Origin of the sequence: Flavobacterium sp. LHD-80 (assembly GCF_030929605.1) — a bacterium.
Taxonomy (GTDB): domain Bacteria; phylum Bacteroidota; class Bacteroidia; order Flavobacteriales; family Flavobacteriaceae; genus Flavobacterium.
In genome coordinates this window covers 271,718-292,096 of sequence record NZ_JAVFVS010000001.1, presented here as the reverse complement: position 1 = coordinate 292,096, position 20,379 = coordinate 271,718, and the positions used below count along the sequence as shown (strand labels likewise).

The window sequence follows — 20,379 nt, the reverse complement described above, 5'->3', positions numbered from 1 at the left end:
TTGAGCGAAGTCGAAATGCTTTTTACCTTTCACATCTAACATTTTACAAAATTCTCTTTAATTTAAGAACAAGTTTCGTACAATAAATTTTTAAAAGTTAAACATCAAAGCCTATCTTTGTATATCACTATAAAAAATTATCGTAATGGTCTGGACTCTGTTTTTAATTGCTGTTGTATTAATTCTTGCTTTAGATTTAGGTGTTTTCAATAAAACGCCACATATCATCAGCACCAAAGAAGCCAGTAAATGGACATTGATCTGGGTTACTTTATCTTTCTTATTTTCGGGAGTAATTTATTGGCTGTACACTACAGACTATATTGCAAATCCTGACAAGTTGCTTCCTATGGCGGCTTCGATGAAGTTTATTACGGGATATTTAATTGAGCTTTCACTAAGCGTTGATAATATTTTTGTAATTGCAATTATTTTTGCTTCATTCAAAATTCCGCAAAAATACCAACACCGAGTTTTATTCTGGGGAATCCTGGGCGCGATTGTTTTCCGTGGCTTGATGATTTTCTTCGGAGTAATGCTGATTAATAAATTCACTTGGACAACTTATCTGTTTGGTGCTTTCTTAATATTTACTGCTTTAAAAATGTTGTTTTCTGGAGAAGATGAAGATTTTCACCCAAAAGATTCCTTTATATATAAACTACTAGGAAAGGTTATTCCGATAACAGCAGAAATGGATGGTGAAAAGTTCTTCATTTCAACCAAAACCGCAAAAAAAGCTGCCACTCCACTTTTTGTTGCTTTAATAGTTATTGAAGTAATGGATGTTTTATTTGCAGTTGACAGCGTTCCAGCGATTTTAGCAATTACTTCAGATCCGTTTTTAGTATTCAGTTCTAATATTTTTGCTATTCTTGGTTTGCGTTCAATGTATTTCTTTTTGGCAAACATGCTGGCAAAATTCAGTTATTTGGAATACAGTTTAGTTGCAATTTTAGCTTTTGTAGGATTGAAAATGCTTCTTCACGATTGGATTCACGTTCCAGAATGGGCTTCTTTAGGATTTATCGCTTTGTCACTTTTAGTAGGGATTTTGGTTTCTCTTAAATTTGGAAAAGAAAAACTATTAACTGATTCAGATTCTACGGAACAATAATATTTATAAAACATAATCATAATAAAAAAAAGGAAATCTTACGATTTCCTTTTTTTTATTGAATTTACATCTAAAATTATTTAACCGTAATTTCTTTTACTTTGCTGTCATCAATACCGTATTTGGCAATAACTGCATGATAATCTGAAAAATCAGGTTTATTAACTGACTTAGCAGCGCCTGATAAATATCCTGGAATAATCACTATTCTAAAAGTTTGATTTAATCTAAAACCATCAACAACAGTTGCTAAATCTCCTCCATCTAAATAAATACTGACATCTCTTAATGTGAAATTAAAATTATAACCAAAGTTAAAAGTTCCATCATCAAAATAATAAAGCTCTGGAGCCATTTTCCAAACATCGGCACCATTATCTACACCAGATTTTCTGTAAACTAGAACCATATCCGATGAAAAAATATTTGGATTTAAAGGAATTATAGGATTATAATTGTTTGATGCCGTAAAATTCACTCCTTTAACTTGGAAAACTTCCGCCGCTGGCCCTGGTTCTCCCGGAGGTCCTTCTGGCCCTTCACAGCTTGTAAAAGCAATTAATCCAACTAGGGCAAATAAGGTAAGTATCTTTTTCATAATATTTGTGGTATTTAAATTGTTTTTAAAAATTTATAAAAGCATTCCAAAAACCAAACCAAAAATTTTGTCAAACAGGTTTTTGAATAAAATTTCTAATTATTTTTTCGCAACAACTTGGTTTTTAAGCAATATTTTATTGAAAAATAATATATGGCAAGGTAGTGAATTTTCCCAATATTCCCAAGTATGCGCTCCAGGACGTTCGGTATAATCGTGCTCTACTTTGTTGTAAACTAATCTTCGGTGCAATTCTCTATTTGGTTCAATTAAAAAATCATCAACGCCACAATCAATAATCAACGGCAATTTATTTGCTTTTATTTTATCGAGCATATTCATAACAGCATATTGCTCGTACATTTCGGTACTGCCACTTTTATCTCCAAAAACAGGCTGCATTAATTTTACAACTTGAGCTGCCGAATCTCTGTTCAACATCGTACTCATATCAACTGCGCCACTCATACTTCCGGCTGCACAAAATAAATCGGGGTGTTTTGCTGAAAGATACAAAGCACCATGGCCACCCATTGAAAGCCCTGTAATTACTCTTCCATTTTTATTGCTGATGGTTCGGTAGGTTTTATCTACTTTCTGAATTACTTCCTGAGTTATAAAAGTCTCGAACTGACTTTCTTTATTTACCGGACTGTCTAGATAAAAACTAAACACTTCGCCTTCTGGCATCACAATAATCATATTGTATTGATCTGATAAACTCTGAACTAATTTTTTGTTTGGCGTATTTTTTAACCAGTCGCTAAAATGTCCATAAGCACCATGTAAAAGATACATAACCGGAAAAGCTTGTTTGCTTTTAGCATAAGAATTTGGTAAAACTACCGCCGCTTTATAGGTTTTACCCATCGCGGTACTGGCAACTTGTAAAGTATCTACTTTTGCAGCGTATGTCATGGTAGTTACGCAAAGCAAAAATGCAGACAACAGCATTTTAAATTTCTTCATTTTTATATATTTTTTTTCTGATTAGGGAATGTAAATATACTTTTTTCAAAATAAAATATATGAAAAATCCGACCAGCTTTTGCTAATCGGATTTGTTTTTTTTGCCACAGATTAAAATGATTCTATGGATTTATATTTTTGATCAAATTATTTTGCCACGAATTACACTAATTCCCACTAATTTTTAATTATGCGATTCCAACTTTGACAAAATTTAAAACTTTATCAAATTTTAATTCGTGAAAATTAGTGCAATTCGTGGCAGCAAAAAAATCATTTCAATCTGTGTAATCAGTGGCCTAAAAAAACTAACTAATTATAATTTTGTGCTCTAAACGGTATTGCGATGCGCTTTTACCTGTATATTGTTTGAACGATTTGCTGAAATGGCTGAAATTATTAAAACCGCTTTCATAACAAACTTCATTAATACTAATTTGTTTTTCTGCCAAAAGTTTAGAAGCGTGAACTAAACGATATTCATTTACAAATTCAGTAAATGTTTTATTCGAAATCTTTTTGAAATAGCGACAAAACGAAGGCGTCGTCATACTAACCAGATTTGAAATTTCGTCAATAGCTATAGATTCCTGAAAATGATCTTTCACATAATTAAAAACCAAATTCATACGATCACTGTCCTGTGTTTGCAATTCTAACGAAAATCCGTCAGCATTTAAAACCGTATATTCATCTGATGCTTCTAATTCATCTAAAATACTCAAAAGTGTCAGCAAACGCTCAAAAGGAAGCTGATGCTCCATCATTTCGATTTTTTTGCCAATCTGTTTTTTAGTCTCTCCGTTAAAAGCAATTCCGGCTTTTGACTGACTAATAATATTCTGCACTCTTTTCATTTCGGGTGCAACAAAAAAATCATTCCCTAAAAATTCTGGTTTAATATGAATAACGGTTTCTTTTTTATTTCCCGTTTGTTCATTTGTAAAACCACAATGTGGCAAATTTGCACCTATTAATATCAAATCTCCATTGGTGTAATAAGAAACATGGCTTCCTATTTGTCTTTTTCCCGCACCTCCATTAATATAAACCAACTCAATTTCTGGATGATAATGCCATAAATGGGCTTTACTGTTGGTCTTTTCGGCATGTTTAGTGTAGGTGAAAGAACTTCCGTATGAGTTTGATATCACTTCAAGAGCTGGGGCGACTGTTTTCATGATATATATATCTTTAAAAAATAATAGCAAATTTAACAAAAACACCTAAAATAATTTAAATTTTAACCTATAACGGTTTCGTAAATGAGAATTATTCACGAAAACCAACAAAATCATCTTGCCGATTTTATACCAAAACAGCTCTTTTTTTAGGGTCTGATTTTTTTTATCCGTGATTTTTTTAAAATATCATATTTAAAACCGCTTTTTTATATTGATATAGCATTTCTGTAAGAAAAACGGAATATTTTAACAAACCGCATTTTTATCAAAACATTGAAAAATAATATCGTAATTAACAAAAACACCTAAAATAATTTAAATTTTAACCTATATCGGTTTCGTAAATGAGAATATAGCATATAAATTGGAAAATAGAGTTGTGTTTAAAAAGCAGCTGCTGCAGTAATTTTACATCAGAAAAATGAACTAATAATTTAAACATAGAGAATTATGAAAACGATTTTAAAATTAAGTTTAGTAGTTGCGGTATTATTATCAGGATTAAATACTTATGCAATTAATGGAGAAGGAGAATTTGGTCTTCACGTATTAAAAGGAAATGGAAAGCTTATCACGTTTGCTTTAAACCAAACAAAAAAAGCTAATCTATCTATTTATGATAAAGACGGTACTTTATTATATTCTGAAAACGCATCTGGAAAAGATGGTATTTTAAGAACTTTCAGTCTAGAAGAATTTCCAGCTGGAACTTATTATTTAGAAGTTGAAGACAGCGCTAAAAAAGTAAGACACGAAATTACAATTACTGATGATGCTACAGTTTTATCATCAAAAGCAATTTCATCTGTTTACAAAACAGCTGCAAAAAATACAAGCGTAGCAGTACGCTAAAAAAGTTATACTCGAACACAGTATAAAAATGAGGTTAGATAGTTAGTAAAGTTTAAAAACCGTCAGGTTTTAGAAACAGCTCTTTGTGGTTATTGAGCTGTTTTTTTTTTGCTTTTTATTTAAGTGTAGATTTTTTTTAACCGCAAAGTCGCAAAGGTGTTACGCAAAGTTCGCAAGGTTTTATATTTAAAGCTTTGCGAACTTTGCGTAACACCTTTGCGACTTTGCGGTCTTTGCGGTTAAACACGTTTGCTTTGTAAACAAATCATGAATTAAATGCAAAGCCAAAATCATCAAAACTTTAAAAAATAACCACCCAATTAACATAATCATTAAATTAAATTCAAAATTTAACCTATAACGGTTTCGTAAATGAGAATACAGCATCGAAATCTGCAAATGGAGTTGTGCAATTACCCCTGCATTGTAACTAATTTAGCATCAGAGAATTAGATCTATTAATTTAAAAACTAATGCTATGAAAAATTTAAAATTAAGTTTAGTGTGTGCAGTGCTTTTCACAGGAATGAGCGCTTTTGCAATTGACGGGAACGATAATTTGAACGTTCACGTGTTAAAAACAAATGGTAAACTGATCACGTTTGCACTTAACCAAGTTAAAAAAGCAAACGTAGCAATTTACGACAAAGATGGAACTCTAATTTATTCAGAAAGTGCTTCTGGTAAAGATGGAATTTTGAGAACTTTTAATTTAGAAGAATTTCCAGAAGGAACTTACTATTTAGAAGTAGAAGATAATGTAAAGAAAGTGAAACATGAAATTACGATAACTGATGAAAAAACAGTTTTGTCAGCAAAAGCAATTTCGTCTGTTTACAAATCGGGATTTTCTAAAAATACAAGCGTAGCCGCACGTTAAAATGATGCTTGTATTGAAAAACAAAATTAGATTTTATATTCTTTAAAACAGCTTTCTTAATAAAAGGAAGCTGTTTTTTTTGGGGCCGATATTTTTTCGCTGTATTCCTTCAGGATTTTTATTTAAAAGTTTGAATTTCTTTATTCAAAACCGAAAACCTTTATTCTGAGCCGATTAAAAACTTTGAAAAATAACAACCAATTTAACAAAAACACCGATTATAATTCAAACTTTAACCTATATCGGTTTCGTAAATGAGAATACAGCATATAAATCTGCAAATAGAGTTGTGTTGAAACAGCTATTTCAAGAGTAATTTAGCATCAGATAATTAGAACTATTAATTTAATAACTAAGATTATGAAAAAGATTTTAAAATTAAGTTTAGTATGTGCAGTACTTTTTGCAGGAAGCAGCGCTTTTGCAATTGACGGGAATGACAATTTGAATGTTCACGTTTTGAAAGGAAATGGAAAACTAATTACGTTTGCTCTTAATCAGGTTACAAAAGCCAATTTAGCAATCTACGACAAAAATGGAGAATTGATTTACTCTGAAAGCGCTTCAGGTAAAGACGGAATCCTAAGAACTTTTAGCTTAGAAGAGTTTCCAAAGGGAACTTACTATCTAGAAATTGAAGACAGTACAAAAAAAGTAAGACACGAAATTACGGTTACTGATGGCATCTCAGTTTTATCATCAAAAGCAGTTTCGACAACTTATAAAGCAGGTAACGCTGCTAAAAATACTAGCGTAGCAGTACGCTAAAAAAGTTATACTTCTCATAAGAGTATAAGGTTAGATAGTTAGTAAAAACGTGATTGTTTTACAAACAGCTCTTTGTGGTTATTGAGCTGTTTTTTTTATGCCTAATTTTTCCTGATTTATCCCGATTTTTGTTTTTTCACAAAACTATTCCTAATAATTTTAAAAGTCTGATTTTTACACTTTTAAAAAAAATCATCAAAAAAAATCCAAAAACAGCTTTTTTTCGTACATACTGTAAGAAAAATACAGAAACATCTTTAATTCAGCAACTTAACCGTTTGAAAACGGCTATTTTTTGCACAAAATTAAATTTCTTTTGTAGTTTTGCCGTTCCACTATTTAGTATTAAACTTTTAAAAAACAATTAAAAAAACATGACAAAATTTACCAAAATGGGCTTGATTGCCGCCTTTTTATTTACATCGATTTTTACCTACGCATTTGATGGAAAAGGAGACTATATTTTAAATATAGTTACTGGAAACGGAAAAGTAGTAAGCTTTACTTTAGACACCGTTGAAAACACTTCTTTTTCTATTTATGATGAAAACCACAATTTAATTTATACTGGAGCATCTGCAGCAGATAAATTAGAAATTTCAAAAACAATAAGCTTAGAAGGTCATCCAGCTGGAACTTATGTTTTAGAAGTATCAGAAAACGGTAAAATTGCGAAACATGAAATTAAAGTTGCAGCAAAAAAAGTGAAAGCTGTAAAGTTAGACGAATCAGTAAACCAAAGCCCGTCTTTCCGTCGCTAACCCTTTTTGTCCCCACAAAAACAAAAGCAGCTCGTTCCAGGAGCTGCTTTTTTTATTTTTCTGTTTTCCGAATATTGCTCCCAATTTTTACCAAATCCCAAAAAACATCGGCATCAATTGGCAATATGATTTTTTGAGTTTCTTTGTAAATAGAGGAATGTACAAAAGCATAGATATAATCTAATACATCTATTAATATGAAACTTTGCTTGTATTCTGATCGTAATTCAGTGCTTTCTGCATAACATACATTTCCTCCTCCTTCTTCTTCTAAAAAAAGCAAACCAGAATGATTTGAAAATTGCTTTATAATTTCTGAATTTATTGCAATTCCTTTAGAAGCTGATTTCTGAAAAAGAGAATCAAGTGTAAAATAGTTTTTCGTTTTTGTTGATGAAGTTTTCGCAATAATTTGCTCTAAAGCATTGTCAAATCTTTCAAGATCTATTTCTTCTTTCTGCAAAAGATCTAGTTTAACCAAATATTCCTGTATTATCATGATAATGATCGCTTTACAAATATAAAGTTAGATTATATATTTCAAATTGATAAAAAATGGTCTCTAGAAATTCTTTTTTAGTCAAAAACATACTAAAACTAAAAAATAGCAGTTATGTCAATATATTAAAATCGATAAAATGAAAAAAAACGTCGTTCAATTACACGTTATATCATTGATTTAGATATATTTGCAAACTGAACTAGCAGTTCATAATAAAATTATCAGAAGAAAAAATGACTATCAAAACCAATCTTTTAAACTAATACTTATGCAACAGAAACTTATTGTTTTAGTATTATTGATTGTTTTTTCATTTGGTGCTGCTGCTCAAAGTGAAAAAGTTTATATAACTGATAAAATAAGCGACAAATATGCTTATGTTGACGTGATAAAAACGTACGAGAAAATTGCTGCAAAAGGCTACAAATCTGTAGACTTATTTCAGAAATTAGGAGATTCCTCTTATCAACATGACAAACTAGAAAAAGCAGCCGACTGGTATGATAAACTTTTTGCCATGACCTCTGACTTAGAACCTGTTTATTACTATCGCTACGCAGAATCATTAAGATTCATTTGCCAAAATGAAAAAGCAGATGCCGTTATTGAAAAGTTGAAACGGAAATCTAAAGGAACGAGGAAGAAAGTTTAGTGTATTAAGCTGCTCAAGATAAATAAAAACCTCTCAGGAATGAGAGGTTTTTTATATTTTAATATCTACAGCAATAAGATTAATTCCGAGAAAAATAACCGCAATATTGTCATTTCGACGTAAGGAGAAATCCTCGTGAGAAGCTCTAAAAAGATTGGCACTTTTAGGAGCGGAGCTTCTCGCAAAGATTTCTCCTCCGTCGAAATGACAAACTTTATGGAATTTTGTTATTTTGCTGGCGCGTGGTTAAGCTATTAATTTCTATCCAAAAAAAACCTCCCAAAATCTTGAGAGGTTTTCCTTAAATCTAAAAAATAAATCCTACATATTCCTTCTATACTGCCCGCCTACTTCAAACAACGCTGAAGTAATCTGACCTAAAGAACAAACCTTTGCAGCTTCCATTAAATGATCGAACAAATTCTCGTTTTTAATAGCGGCTTGCTGTAATGTATTTAAATGCTCATTCACTTTTTCTTCGTGGAATTTATGCAAGTTATCCAACATCGTTATTTGATATTGTTTTTCTTCTTCAGTTGCACGAATTACCTCAGCCGGAATTACTGTTGGTGAACCTTTTGAACTCAAGAATGTATTTACACCAACAATTGGGAAATCGCCATTGTGTTTTAAAGTTTCATAATACAAACTTTCTTCCTGAATTTTAGATCTTTGGTACATGGTTTCCATTGCACCAAGAACTCCTCCTCTTTCTGTAATTCTGTCGAATTCTTGAAGAACCGCAGCTTCAACCAAATCAGTTAATTCTTCAATGATAAAAGAACCTTGAATTGGGTTTTCGTTTTTCGCTAAACCTAATTCTTTATTAATAATCAACTGAATTGCCATTGCTCGACGCACAGATTCTTCTGTTGGCGTTGTAATCGCTTCATCGTAAGCGTTTGTATGCAATGAATTACAGTTATCATAAATCGCGTATAAAGCCTGTAAAGTCGTCCTAATATCGTTGAAATCAATTTCTTGAGCGTGTAACGAACGTCCTGATGTCTGAATATGATATTTCAGCATTTGTGCTCTTTCGTTGGCTCCGTATTTATTTTTCATGGCTTTTGCCCAAATTTTACGTGCCACACGACCAATTACCGAATATTCTGGATCTACTCCGTTTGAGAAGAAGAACGATAAATTTGGTCCAAAATCGTTGATGTTCATTCCACGGCTCAAATAATATTCCACGTAAGTGAAACCATTCGAAAGCGTGAAGGCCAATTGTGTAATTGGGTTTGCCCCCGCCTCTGCAATATGATATCCTGAAATCGAAACCGAATAGAAATTACGAACGTTTTTAGTAATAAAATATTCCTGAACGTCACCCATTAATCTTAAAGCAAATTCGGTTGAGAAAATACAAGTGTTTTGCGCCTGATCTTCTTTCAAAATATCGGCCTGAACCGTTCCACGCACTTGCGATAATGTTTTGACTTTTATTTCATTATAAACTTCTAAAGGTAAAACCTCATCACCCGTAACACCCAAAAGCATTAATCCTAAACCGTTGTTTCCTTCTGGCAGATCACCTTGGTATTTTGGTCTTTCGATTCCTTTTTCTTTGTATAATTTGTTGATTTTCGCTTCAACTTCTTTTTCTAGATCATTTGCTTTGATGTAAATCTCACATTGCTGATCGATTGCCGCGTTCATAAAGAAACCTAACAACATTGGCGCAGGTCCATTAATCGTCATACTTACCGAAGTCAATGCATGAACCAAATCGAAACCTGAATATAGTTTTTTGGCATCATCTAAACAGCAGATTGAAACTCCAGCATTTCCAATTTTTCCATAAATATCCGGACGCAAATCTGGATCGTTTCCGTATAAAGTTACACTGTCAAAAGCAGTTGAAAGACGTTTTGCAGGCATTCCGGCACTTACATAATGAAAACGTTTGTTGGTTCTTTCTGGTCCGCCCTCGCCAGCAAACATTCTCGACGGATCTTCGCCTTCACGTTTAAACGGATATAATCCCGAAGCAAAAGGAAATTCTCCAGGAACATTTTCCTGTAAATTCCAACGCAAAATATCGCCCCAACCTTCATATTTAGGCAAAGCAATTTTCGGAATCTGTAAATGCGATAAACTTTCAGAATGTGTTGCAATCTTGATTTCTTTATCACGAACTTTAAACGAATAAACCGGATTTTTGTATTTCGCTACTTTTTCATCCCAATTCAAGATAATTTCCCAATTGTACGGATCTAAATCCATTTTTACTTTATCAAACTGATTTAGTAAAAGATTTAAAAAGATTCTGTTTTCGTCATGCTCTTGAATGCCGCTTGGCAAAACAGTTGCATCATCAATCCCAGCCTTATTTATTTGAGGAACTTTTCCTGAAACCGATTCTATGGTTTTAAAAATTCCGTATAATTTCTGTGCTACTTTTTGCTGCGAAATGGCTGTTTCATCATAACTTCTGTTATTCTCAGCAATTTCAGATAAATAACGTGTTCTGTGAGGAGGAATCACGAAGATTTTCTCGCTCATTTCTTTCGTAATTGTAAAAGTCGATTTCAAATCTGAAGCTGTTTTTTCAACCACTTTATCCATAATCGCTTTGTAAAGCGTGTTCATTCCCGGATCGTTAAACTGCGAAGCAATTGTTCCGAAAACTGGCATTTCATCAGGATTTTTATCCCAAAGATTATGATTTCTTTGATATTGTTTTTTTACATCGCGCAAAGCATCAAGCGCTCCACGTTTATCAAATTTATTTAAAGCCACTAAATCAGCAAAATCAAGCATATCGATTTTTTCCAATTGTGTTGCCGCTCCAAATTCTGGTGTCATTACATATAAGGATACATCAGAATGATCCATAATCTCAGTATCTGACTGACCAATTCCTGAAGTTTCTAAAATAATCAAATCGTATTTAGCCGCTTTTAAAACCTGAATTGCCTCGGCTACATATTTAGACAAAGCCAAATTCGACTGACGCGTTGCCAGCGAACGCATATAAACGCGAGGATTATTAATAGCATTCATACGGATTCTGTCTCCTAAAAGTGCTCCTCCCGTTTTTCTTTTCGAAGGATCGACAGAAATTAATCCGATTGTTTTTTCTGGGAAATCAATTAAAAAGCGACGAACTAATTCATCTACTAAAGAAGATTTTCCCGCTCCTCCCGTTCCTGTAATTCCTAAAACTGGAATTTTAGAATCAGAATTGCTTTCGTGGATTTTATCAAAAACAGGTTTTGCAATTTCTGGGAAATTTTCTGCCGAAGAAATCAAACGCGCAATTGCCGTTGGAACTTTATTTTCGATATGATCAATTTCGCCATTCAATTTATCTCCAATAGGAAAATCAGCACGTTGTACCAAATCATTAATCATTCCTTGAAGTCCTAAAGATCGGCCGTCATCTGGAGAATAAATTCTGGTGATACCATATTCGTGCAATTCTGAAATTTCGCTTGGCAGAATTACACCGCCTCCGCCTCCAAAAATCTTGATATGCCCTGCTCCTTTTTCGCGAAGCAAATCATACATATATTTAAAGTATTCGTTGTGACCTCCTTGGTATGATGTCATCGCGATTGCATTGGCATCTTCTTGGATTGCGGTGTTTACAACTTCTTCTACACTTCGGTCATGACCTAAATGTATAACCTCAACTCCGGTTGACTGTATGATTCTACGCATGATATTAATCGCAGCATCGTGTCCATCAAATAGCGAAGCCGCTGTGACAATTCTTACTTTATTTTTAGGAATATATGGTATTTGTGGTTCCATTTTATGAATATGATAATTTTAAGCGACCAATGTACAAATTATTTTAATATTTGATTACGAGAATAGCTTTATGTTAACAAAAAAATGAAAATGTTTTTTTTTGATTTAAGGGGTAACAAATTTGAAGTCGAATTGATATAAGTTAAAGAAAGCTTAAAGACATGGCAATTTCGCAACATTTAAACAAAATCTAAAAACGTGTTTCAAGCTCTCTCATAGTAATTTAGCAGTGTAGAAAAGCCCCAAATTTTTACCAAAAACTTAGCAAATAAAAAAAGTAAAACGTAAAAATTTAAAAAAATGAAAACACTATATTCTTTCACCGTAATTTTAGGTTTGAGTTTTTTTGTATCCTCTTATAACAGAATTGAAAACAATAATTTCTTAAATACAAAAACTCCAAACTCTACTGCAGTCACTTTTAATTTAAATGATGATGAAAATGATATTTCAAACGACTTCTTTAAAAGATATTCCGATTTGAAAAAATATAAATCTGATATTATGTCATTGTACAAAAACAGAACTCTTGGTACAATCTGGCATGATGAAGATCAAATAAACGAATTTGCTGCTGCTTTGTACCAAAAAGCAAAAAAAACAAATAATTTGGAAATTCCGTATCAAAAAGAAATTGATCAGCTTTTTGATTCTTCAGCAACTACAAATCTTTCTAAAACAGATGCTGATATGCTTTTGAGTTCCTTATATATTGTATATGCTAAAAAAAGCAGTGCTGACAAAAAAGTATCTTATGATACTATGTTGAAAGACTTTATGAATTACAGCACAATTGAAGAAACAACTACTGCACCTACAGATAATAAAGTAGCTTTTGATCAATATTATAAATTGCAAGGTGTTTTAAAACAATACAAAAAAATAGAAAGATCAAATAAATGGAAACCGATTGTTACAGAAACTCCATATAAAGACTTACGTCCTGATGCTGTTTCACCAACAATTGCTCAAGTGAGAACTCGTTTATATATATTGGGAGATTTAAAACAGGATTCTAAAAGCGATGTTTATGATCGTGAATTGATGGATGCTGTAATGAAATATAAAGTTCGTAACGGATTTAAACCTAACTACATTCTTGCTGAAGAACATATTAAAGAAATGAATGTGCCTCTTTCTGACAAGGTAAAAACTTTAGAATTGAACATGGAAAGATGTCGTGCGATTTCTGACCAAATGGCGAATAGCGACGAATATGTTTTGGTTAATGTTCCTTCTTATGAATTGGTATACGTTAAAAACGGAAAAGTAGTAATGACTTCACCCGTATTTGTTGGAGCACCTTTAACCAAAACCACCATTTTTAATGGAGAAATTGACAGAATCGTTTTTAGTCCTTATTGGACAGTACCACAAAGTATTGTACAAAACGAGTTGAAATCTAAAATCGCTTCAGATCCAAATTATCTTGCAGAAAAAAATATGGAAATCGTTAATGGTCAAGTAAGACAAAAACCAGGGCCAGAAAACTCTCTTGGATTAGTGAAATTTATGTTCCCAAATCCTGATGATATTTACATGCACGATACGCCATCTAAAACATTATTCGATTTTGAAAAAAGAACTTTTAGCCACGGATGTATTAATGTAAAAATGGCAAAGGAATTAGCAGCAGCTATGCTTAAAGATTATCCAGAATGGACGCAAGACAAAATTGATAAAGCTATGGCTGGAAAATCAGAAAACAGTTTTAAATTAGCTAAAAAAGTTCCTATTTACATTACCTATTTTACTTCATTGGTAAATGAAAAAGGTGAAATTGGTTTCTTCCCAGATGTTTATGAAAGAGACTCTGAATTGAACAATCAATTGTCTCTTACTTCAAATTAATAATTAACTATCTAAATATAAATCGGGAATTCATTTAAATGGGTTCTCGATTTTTTATTCACAAAAAAAACCTAACTTATTAATTTTAAAATTTTTAAGTCCTTTTCAATTTTACTTTCTGTCGCAACTTTGCATCATAATACTACCACTAATATTAATTGCAAAAACAAACGATCATGAAAACAGAAAATATTGAAGGTTTAACATTATTCGAAATAAATTTATTGATACAACAGGGCGGAAGATTTGTAATGTTTCCAAATTTAATGACAAAAATTAAAAGTTATACCATTTATTTTATTCGTCCTGAAGAAAAAACATTTAAATACGCATTAAAACATTTTATTAAGAATATAACACTTAGCTGGCGTGCACTTCCGTTAAGACCTTTCTACATTTCAAAATCTTTATTCTATTTAACAATTGGTGGCAAGGATTACACCCAAAATGTATTATCAGATTTAAACCAAATTAATCCGATTTGCAATCCAAATTTATACTGTTTACAATACGTTTAAACGCCTTTTTTGTCCCAAGCAAAATTATTTTCAAGGTTATATATAATGAGTTAAAAATTGAATGCGCTGTTTTATACAAAAACCGCAATCTCTTTTTAACTCATTTTGCATTTTTAAACAATAGTATGTTTTTAAATTTAGATGGTTTGTATGTCGTAAACAATCTACAAGAATTATGATATAATAAAATTGAATTTCATTAAGAAATTCCATATTTTAGCTTTGATATTCAATCAATTAAAGCAAACTCTAAAATATGGAAGATTCAAACGAACTTATTGTGGATAAAAGAAGCTGGTGGAACCGAAACTGGAAATGGTTTGTTCCTACTGGTTGTTTAAGTCTTATTGTATTATTTGCTTTATTTTTAGTTGGAGTTTTCTTTGAAGTAACTTCAATCATTAAAGATTCTGATGCTTATATAGAATCGATGACAAGAGTTGAGCACAATAAAATACTAATCGAAAAACTTGGATCGCCTATCGAAACTGACGGAATGGTTTCTGGAAATGTAAGTGCCGAAAACGATGTTAGAAAATGCGATGTACAAGTGCCATTAAAAGGCCCTAAAGGCAAAGCAACACTCTTTGTTGTAGGCGAAAAAAGAGGAACTTGGAAATACAGTGAAATGTCTGTTTTTATTGAAAAAACAGGTGAGAAAATTGATTTGCTGGCTAAGTAATTTTACCGCTAATTTTTTATATACAGATTTTATCAATTTCTCCTATTCATTTCTTAATTAAGTACTTGCATACGAAAATCTGAAGTCGCAAAGTTCTATTTTTTCTTGTCTTTCGACCAAGCAATAATTAATTCTATATGCTTCAAAAATGTAAAATCTTAGAACCTTAGCATCTCAGAATCTTAGAAAAAGTTAATTATGAAACAAATTCTTTCTGCTCCTAAAATAAAATTGTGGCGTTGTTTTTGAATAAGTAGTATTTTTGAAACTTAAACAAAACCCCCAAATGAAAAAGATTTTATTATTAGCCGTTACATTTTCACTTGTTTCATGCGCAGAAATGCAGCAGACTTTAAATCAGCTCCCACAAATAGCGTCACAAATTCCGGTTGGTGGTGTTGACATTTCAGCTGGATTAAAAGAAGCTCTAAATAAAGGAATTACACAACAAGTTAGCAAATTAACCGCGGTTGATGGTTTTTACAAAAATGAAGCTGTAAAAATTTTAATGCCCGCAGAATTACAAAAAGTAGATGCTACTTTAAGAAAAGTTGGTTTGAGCTCACTTGCCGATGAAGGAATCAAAATGCTGAATCGTGCCGCTGAAGATGCTGTCAAGGAAGCAACTCCAATTTTTGTATCAGCAGTTAAAAATATGTCGTTTACTGATGCTAAAAATATTTTATTAGGAAATGACAGTGCTGCAACAACATATTTACAAGGAACTACATCAACAGCTTTGTACGGAAAATTTAATCCGGTGATTAAAAATTCATTCGCAAAAGTGGGCGCCGATGTCGTTTGGGCTAATATTATAAACAAGTACAACACAATTCCGCTTGTTAAAAAAGTAAATCCTGATTTGACTGATTATACAACGAATCAAGCTTTAGCGGGAGTTTACAAAATGATTGCTGTAGAAGAAAAAGAAATCCGAAATAATATTAGTGCAAGAACAACGCCTTTATTAAAAAGTGTTTTTGCAATGCAGGACGGAAAATAGTTTTTTTTCTGTTTAACTGTTTAATAGTTTATTCGTGTAATCGAACAAACGGTTAAACAAATCAACGATTAACCGATTAACCAAAAAAGATGCAAAAAATTACCATTCTCATTCACTGTAAAGACCAAAAAGGAATTATCGCTGCAGTGACTACTTTTATTGCTAAGGTAGAAGGAAATATCACTTATATCGATCAGCATGTTGATGTCGAGCAAAATGTGTTTTTTATGCGATTGGAATGTGAATTTACCAATCACAAAACCACAATTGAAAGCTTTAAAGCTGATTTTGACCAAGCTATTGCTGCCGACTTTGATATGTCATGGGATTTGTACAATCAGGAGCAAAAACCAAAATTGGCTTTATTTGTCTCTAAATACGATCACTGCCTTTTTGATATTTTAGGACGATACAGCGCTGGTGAATTAAATGTCGAAATTCCGGTTATTATTAGCAATCACAACGATTTAAGATGTGTTGCCGAACGATTTAATATTCCGTATCACTGTGTTCCGTTTACAAAAGACAATAAAGAAGAAGGCGAAGCCAAACAAATTGAACTTTTAAAAAGATACGAAATCAATTTTATTGTTTTGGCGCGTTATATGCAGATCATTACACCAAATTTGATTTCGCTTTACGAGAACAAAATCATCAATATTCACCATTCGTTTTTACCTGCATTTCCAGGTGCAAAACCGTATCATTCGGCTTTTAAACGTGGTGTAAAAATCATTGGTGCAACAAGTCACTACGTTACCGAAGAATTAGATGAAGGTCCAATTATCGAACAGGATATTGCCAGAGTTTCGCATATTCATTCTGTTGAAGATTTTATTATGAAAGGAAGAGACTTGGAAAGAATTGTTTTGGCAAGAGCGATTAAATTACATGCTGAGAGAAAAACAATGGTTTATAGCAATAAGACGGTGGTGTTTTCTTAAAGATGCTAAGGTTCTGAGGTGCTAAGATTCTAAGTTTTTTTCTTATAAAAATAAATAAACCCGACATGTTTTTAAAACCTGTCGGGTTTACTATTAAAAGTTTAGAAACTTAGTATCTCAGAATCTTAGCATCTTAGAACCTTTTTTAACGAACTACAATCGACAATCTAGGATCATCAAAAGCGTCAACTTCAGCCATTGTCAAACCTAAAGCATTTGCTACACCTTCTCCATAGGCTGGATCCGCTTTAAAGCAGTTTCTGATGTGACGAATTTGTATGAATTTTTGAGCTCCTCCAACTTGCGCTGCAGTATTTTTAAACAACAACTGTTTTTTCTCTGGCGTTAATAAATTGAACAACAAACCTGGTTGCGTGAAATAGTCATTATCATCATCTCTGAAATTATGTGCCCACGCATCTCCGTGCAGTTTTAATGGTGGTTCTTTAAATTCTGGTTGTTCTTGCATTTCACCAAAACTATTTGGCTCATAATGTTTTTTAGATCCGTTATTTCCATCAACACGCATTGCTCCGTCTCTGTGGAAAGTGTTATACGGACATCTCGCAGAATTCACCGGAATCTGAAAATTGTTCACTCCTAAACGGTAACGGTGCGCATCTCCATAAGAGAACAAACGTGCCTGAAGCATTTTGTCTGGAGAAAAACTAATTCCAGGAACCACGTGTGCCGGATTAAAAGCAGCTTGTTCTACTTCTGCAAAATAATTTTCTGGGTTTTTATTTAATTCGAATTCACCAACTGGAATTAAAGGAAAATCTCCTTTTAACCAAACTTTCGTCAAATCAAAAGGATGAAAACGATACGTTTCAGCTTGTTCTTCGCTCATGATTTGAACGAATAATTTCCATTTTGGGAAATTTCCTTCTTCGATAGCATCAAATAAATCTCTTTGGTGGCTTTCTCGGTCGCCTCCAACTAATTTTGCTGCTTCTTCATCAGAAAGATTATCGATTCCTTGTTGTGTTACAAAATGAAATTTCACATAATGTCTTTCATTTTGATGATTTATGAAACTAAAAGTATGACTTCCAAATCCGTGCATTTGTCTGTACGATCTCGGAATACCTCTATCGCTCATTACAATAGTAACCTGATGCAAAGCCTCTGGTAATAATGTCCAAAAATCCCAATTGTTATCAGCACTTCTCAAATTGGTTTTTGGATCACGTTTTACAGCGTGGTTTAGATCAGGAAATTTCATTGGATCTCTGAAAAAGAATACTGGAGTATTATTTCCAACCAAATCCCAATTTCCTTCATTGGTGTAAAATTTCAAGGCAAACCCTCGAATATCTCTTTCTGCGTCTGCAGCACCTCTTTCTCCTGCAACTGTAGAAAAACGAGCAAACATTTCGGTTTTCTTTCCAATTTCTGAAAATATATCTGCTCTCGTATATTTTGTAATATCGTGAGTAACAGTAAAAGTTCCATAAGCTCCAGATCCTTTAGCGTGCATTCTTCTTTCCGGAATCACTTCACGGTCAAAATGTGCCATCTTTTCTAAAAACCAAAAATCTTGTAATAAAACAGGTCCGCGTGGGCCAGCAGTTTGAATGTTTTGATTGTCTGGAACGGGAGTTCCTGTTGCAGTTGTTAATTTTTTGTTCGATTCCATATTGCTGATATTTAATGTTTTACCAAATATACAAACTTATCTTTAGCATATTGATAAACAAAATTGATTGTTATTATATTTTAATAATCAAAAGTTATATATCGCTGCAGAAAGCTCAGAAATAGGTTTTGACAAATCTTAACTTATGGTCAACAAAGTAATAACAAAACCTTAACAGCAAAAGATTGATATATGTCAGACCTTTGTAAGGTAATAAACTGGTTATTTATTATTTTGGTTTTGGTTAGTTAAATGATGCCGGCGTCTTCGAGATGCCGGCATTCTTTTTTTGTGAAAGTTGGTTTTCAGGTTTCAGGTTTTCTTAGTTTGATGTTGCTTTACTTTGTGGTTAGTTTTACCGCAAAGAGCGCAAAGTCTTTTTTTATTTTAGAGTGTTTATACAAATGCAAAGTTGGCCAAGCTTTTGTAAAAAACTTTGCGAAGTTTGCGTAAATCGTAGCGCTCTTTGCGGTAAAATCAACATACTCTAATGCCAACCTGAAACGTGAGACCTGAAACAAAAAAATCAAGATTTAAACATTAACTTATATCCAACAAAGTAATAACAAGAACTTAACAGCATAAGATTTATTTATGTCGGATCTTTGTAATGTAATAAACTGGTTATTTATTATTTTGGTTTTGGTTAGTTAAATAATGCCGACGTCTTGTAGATGTCGGCATTTTTTTTATTTCAAGTTGCTTTACTTTGAACATAATTTAACCGCAAAGAACGCAAGGTTTTTTTACCTACGAGACTATATAAAACACAAAGTTCGCAAAGCTTTGTGTAAAAACTTTGCGAACTTTGAGCAAATCTTAGCGGTTAAGCTTTCAACAACTTGAAACTTGAAACCTGAAACAAAAAAACTAATTTTTCAATCTTTCGTGCAGTAATTTAAAATAAGCGAAAGCCTTTAATAATCTACTGCCGTGCCAAGAGAACATTTCTCCGTCGACGAAGATGGTTTTGGCGTGATGTGTAAATCTTCCAATTTCAAAAGCATCTTCTTCTTTGAAAGGATAAGGTTCTGAAGAAAGAAAAACAATATCAGGATCGCCTTCTAAACGCATTTTTTTAAGTTCCACTTCAGGATAACGTCCTTTGTCTTCGTAGATATTCTGAAAATGATTTAGCTTTAATAATTCATTTATATAAGTGTCGTTTCCAGCAACCATATATGGGTTTTTCCAAATAAAATAAGCTGCTTTTTTAACTTCGATATTTTGAATGTATTTTTTGAAATCGCTCAAGGCAAAAGTCAATTTGTCGTTCCACTTTTGCGCTTCGGTTCTGCAATTGAAAATTTGACCGAAATCTGAAATCATCTGAAAGTTATCTTCTATTGAAACAATATTCGTAACCCAAACCGGACAAATTTCTTGTAATTGATTTACGATTTCTTCTGTGTTTTCTTCTTTATTGCAGATGATAATATCAGGCTGTAAAAGCTTTATTTTTTCGAAATGAATCTTCTTTGTTCCCCCGACAATTTTTTTGGTCGATTTAAAATGATACGGATGTACACAGAATTTTGTGATTCCGATTATTTTTTCTTCTAAACCTAAATCATAAAGCAATTCTGTTTGAGAAGGAACTAACGATATAATTCGTTTTGGAGCTGTTTCGAAAGAATGTAAAGTGCCTAGCTGGTCTTTGATTTGTTTCATTGATTTAGATTGTCATTTTAACCGCA

18 protein-coding genes are annotated in these 20,379 nt (G+C 32.5%); 11 read left to right on the top strand and 7 right to left on the bottom strand.

All coding sequences use genetic code 11. The features are described from left to right. The first annotated feature begins 145 nt into the window (after positions 1 to 145). Entirely contained in the window at positions 146 to 1,117 is a 972-nt protein-coding gene (locus RB619_RS01235) for a TerC family protein (protein WP_308093134.1), read from the top strand. A gap of 76 nt (positions 1,118 to 1,193) precedes the next feature. On the opposite strand, the gene RB619_RS01230 is transcribed toward RB619_RS01235, so the two are convergent. From RB619_RS01230 to RB619_RS01220, 3 genes are all read right to left on the bottom strand, one after another. Then, positions 1,194 to 1,715 (bottom strand): hypothetical protein, encoded by a 522-nt coding sequence (locus RB619_RS01230; RefSeq protein WP_308093127.1) that lies wholly within the window; start codon positions 1,713 to 1,715, stop codon positions 1,194 to 1,196. Between the two features lie 99 nt (positions 1,716 to 1,814). After that, the gene (locus RB619_RS01225; protein WP_308093119.1) at positions 1,815 to 2,684 is read right to left on the bottom strand and encodes an alpha/beta hydrolase-fold protein; all 870 of its coding nucleotides are present in this window, start codon (positions 2,682 to 2,684) and stop codon (positions 1,815 to 1,817) included. A gap of 308 nt (positions 2,685 to 2,992) precedes the next feature. Further along, a complete protein-coding gene (locus RB619_RS01220) occupies positions 2,993 to 3,865 on the bottom strand; it encodes an AraC family transcriptional regulator (RefSeq protein ID WP_308093117.1) in 873 nt (290 codons plus the stop codon). Positions 3,866 to 4,318: 453 nt separating this feature from the next. Between RB619_RS01220 and RB619_RS01215 the strand changes: the two genes are divergently transcribed. From RB619_RS01215 to RB619_RS01200, 4 genes are all read left to right on the top strand, one after another. Then, complete coding sequence (locus RB619_RS01215) at positions 4,319 to 4,720, top strand: T9SS type A sorting domain-containing protein (RefSeq protein WP_308093114.1); 402 nt, start codon at positions 4,319 to 4,321, stop codon at positions 4,718 to 4,720. A 478-nt stretch (positions 4,721 to 5,198) separates the two neighbouring features. Next, positions 5,199 to 5,600, top strand: coding sequence for a DUF3244 domain-containing protein (locus RB619_RS01210; protein WP_308093112.1), 402 nt, complete (start codon positions 5,199 to 5,201; stop codon positions 5,598 to 5,600). A 360-nt stretch (positions 5,601 to 5,960) separates the two neighbouring features. Further along, complete coding sequence (locus RB619_RS01205; protein ID WP_308093110.1) at positions 5,961 to 6,368, top strand: T9SS type A sorting domain-containing protein; 408 nt, start codon at positions 5,961 to 5,963, stop codon at positions 6,366 to 6,368. Between the two features lie 374 nt (positions 6,369 to 6,742). Then, on the top strand, positions 6,743 to 7,129 hold the full coding sequence (locus RB619_RS01200) for a secretion protein (protein ID WP_308093107.1): 387 nt from the start codon (positions 6,743 to 6,745) through the stop codon (positions 7,127 to 7,129). Between the two features lie 52 nt (positions 7,130 to 7,181). On the opposite strand, the gene RB619_RS01195 is transcribed toward RB619_RS01200, so the two are convergent. After that, positions 7,182 to 7,628 (bottom strand): hypothetical protein, encoded by a 447-nt coding sequence (locus RB619_RS01195; RefSeq protein WP_308093106.1) that lies wholly within the window; start codon positions 7,626 to 7,628, stop codon positions 7,182 to 7,184. A gap of 271 nt (positions 7,629 to 7,899) precedes the next feature. On the opposite strand from RB619_RS01195, the gene RB619_RS01190 reads away from it, so the two are divergent. Continuing rightward, entirely contained in the window at positions 7,900 to 8,283 is a 384-nt protein-coding gene (locus tag RB619_RS01190; protein WP_308093103.1) for a flagellar motor protein MotB, read from the top strand. 321 nt (positions 8,284 to 8,604) lie between these two features. Here RB619_RS01190 and RB619_RS01185 read toward each other — a convergent pair whose 3' ends face one another. Next, the gene (locus tag RB619_RS01185) at positions 8,605 to 12,045 is read right to left on the bottom strand and encodes a methylmalonyl-CoA mutase family protein (protein WP_308093101.1); all 3,441 of its coding nucleotides are present in this window, start codon (positions 12,043 to 12,045) and stop codon (positions 8,605 to 8,607) included. 300 nt (positions 12,046 to 12,345) lie between these two features. On the opposite strand from RB619_RS01185, the gene RB619_RS01180 reads away from it, so the two are divergent. The 5 genes from RB619_RS01180 (at position 12,346) to purU (ending at position 17,043) form a co-directional block, all read left to right on the top strand. Beyond that, on the top strand, positions 12,346 to 13,896 hold the full coding sequence (locus RB619_RS01180; RefSeq protein ID WP_308093098.1) for a L,D-transpeptidase family protein: 1,551 nt from the start codon (positions 12,346 to 12,348) through the stop codon (positions 13,894 to 13,896). 176 nt (positions 13,897 to 14,072) lie between these two features. Next, entirely contained in the window at positions 14,073 to 14,414 is a 342-nt protein-coding gene (locus RB619_RS01175) for a hypothetical protein (RefSeq protein WP_308093096.1), read from the top strand. A 256-nt stretch (positions 14,415 to 14,670) separates the two neighbouring features. Continuing rightward, on the top strand, positions 14,671 to 15,096 hold the full coding sequence (locus RB619_RS01170; RefSeq protein ID WP_308093094.1) for a cytochrome c oxidase assembly factor Coa1 family protein: 426 nt from the start codon (positions 14,671 to 14,673) through the stop codon (positions 15,094 to 15,096). Positions 15,097 to 15,382: 286 nt separating this feature from the next. Then, entirely contained in the window at positions 15,383 to 16,099 is a 717-nt protein-coding gene (locus RB619_RS01165; protein WP_308093092.1) for a DUF4197 domain-containing protein, read from the top strand. An 89-nt stretch (positions 16,100 to 16,188) separates the two neighbouring features. Then, a complete protein-coding gene (gene purU / locus RB619_RS01160) occupies positions 16,189 to 17,043 on the top strand; it encodes a formyltetrahydrofolate deformylase (protein ID WP_308093090.1) in 855 nt (284 codons plus the stop codon). 145 nt (positions 17,044 to 17,188) lie between these two features. On the opposite strand, the gene RB619_RS01155 is transcribed toward purU, so the two are convergent. Both RB619_RS01155 and RB619_RS01150 read right to left on the bottom strand, forming a co-directional pair. Beyond that, a complete protein-coding gene (locus tag RB619_RS01155; RefSeq protein WP_308093088.1) occupies positions 17,189 to 18,682 on the bottom strand; it encodes a catalase in 1,494 nt (497 codons plus the stop codon). 870 nt (positions 18,683 to 19,552) lie between these two features. Then, a complete protein-coding gene (locus tag RB619_RS01150; protein ID WP_308093086.1) occupies positions 19,553 to 20,353 on the bottom strand; it encodes a helical backbone metal receptor in 801 nt (266 codons plus the stop codon). Positions 20,354 to 20,379: the final 26 nt, after the last annotated feature.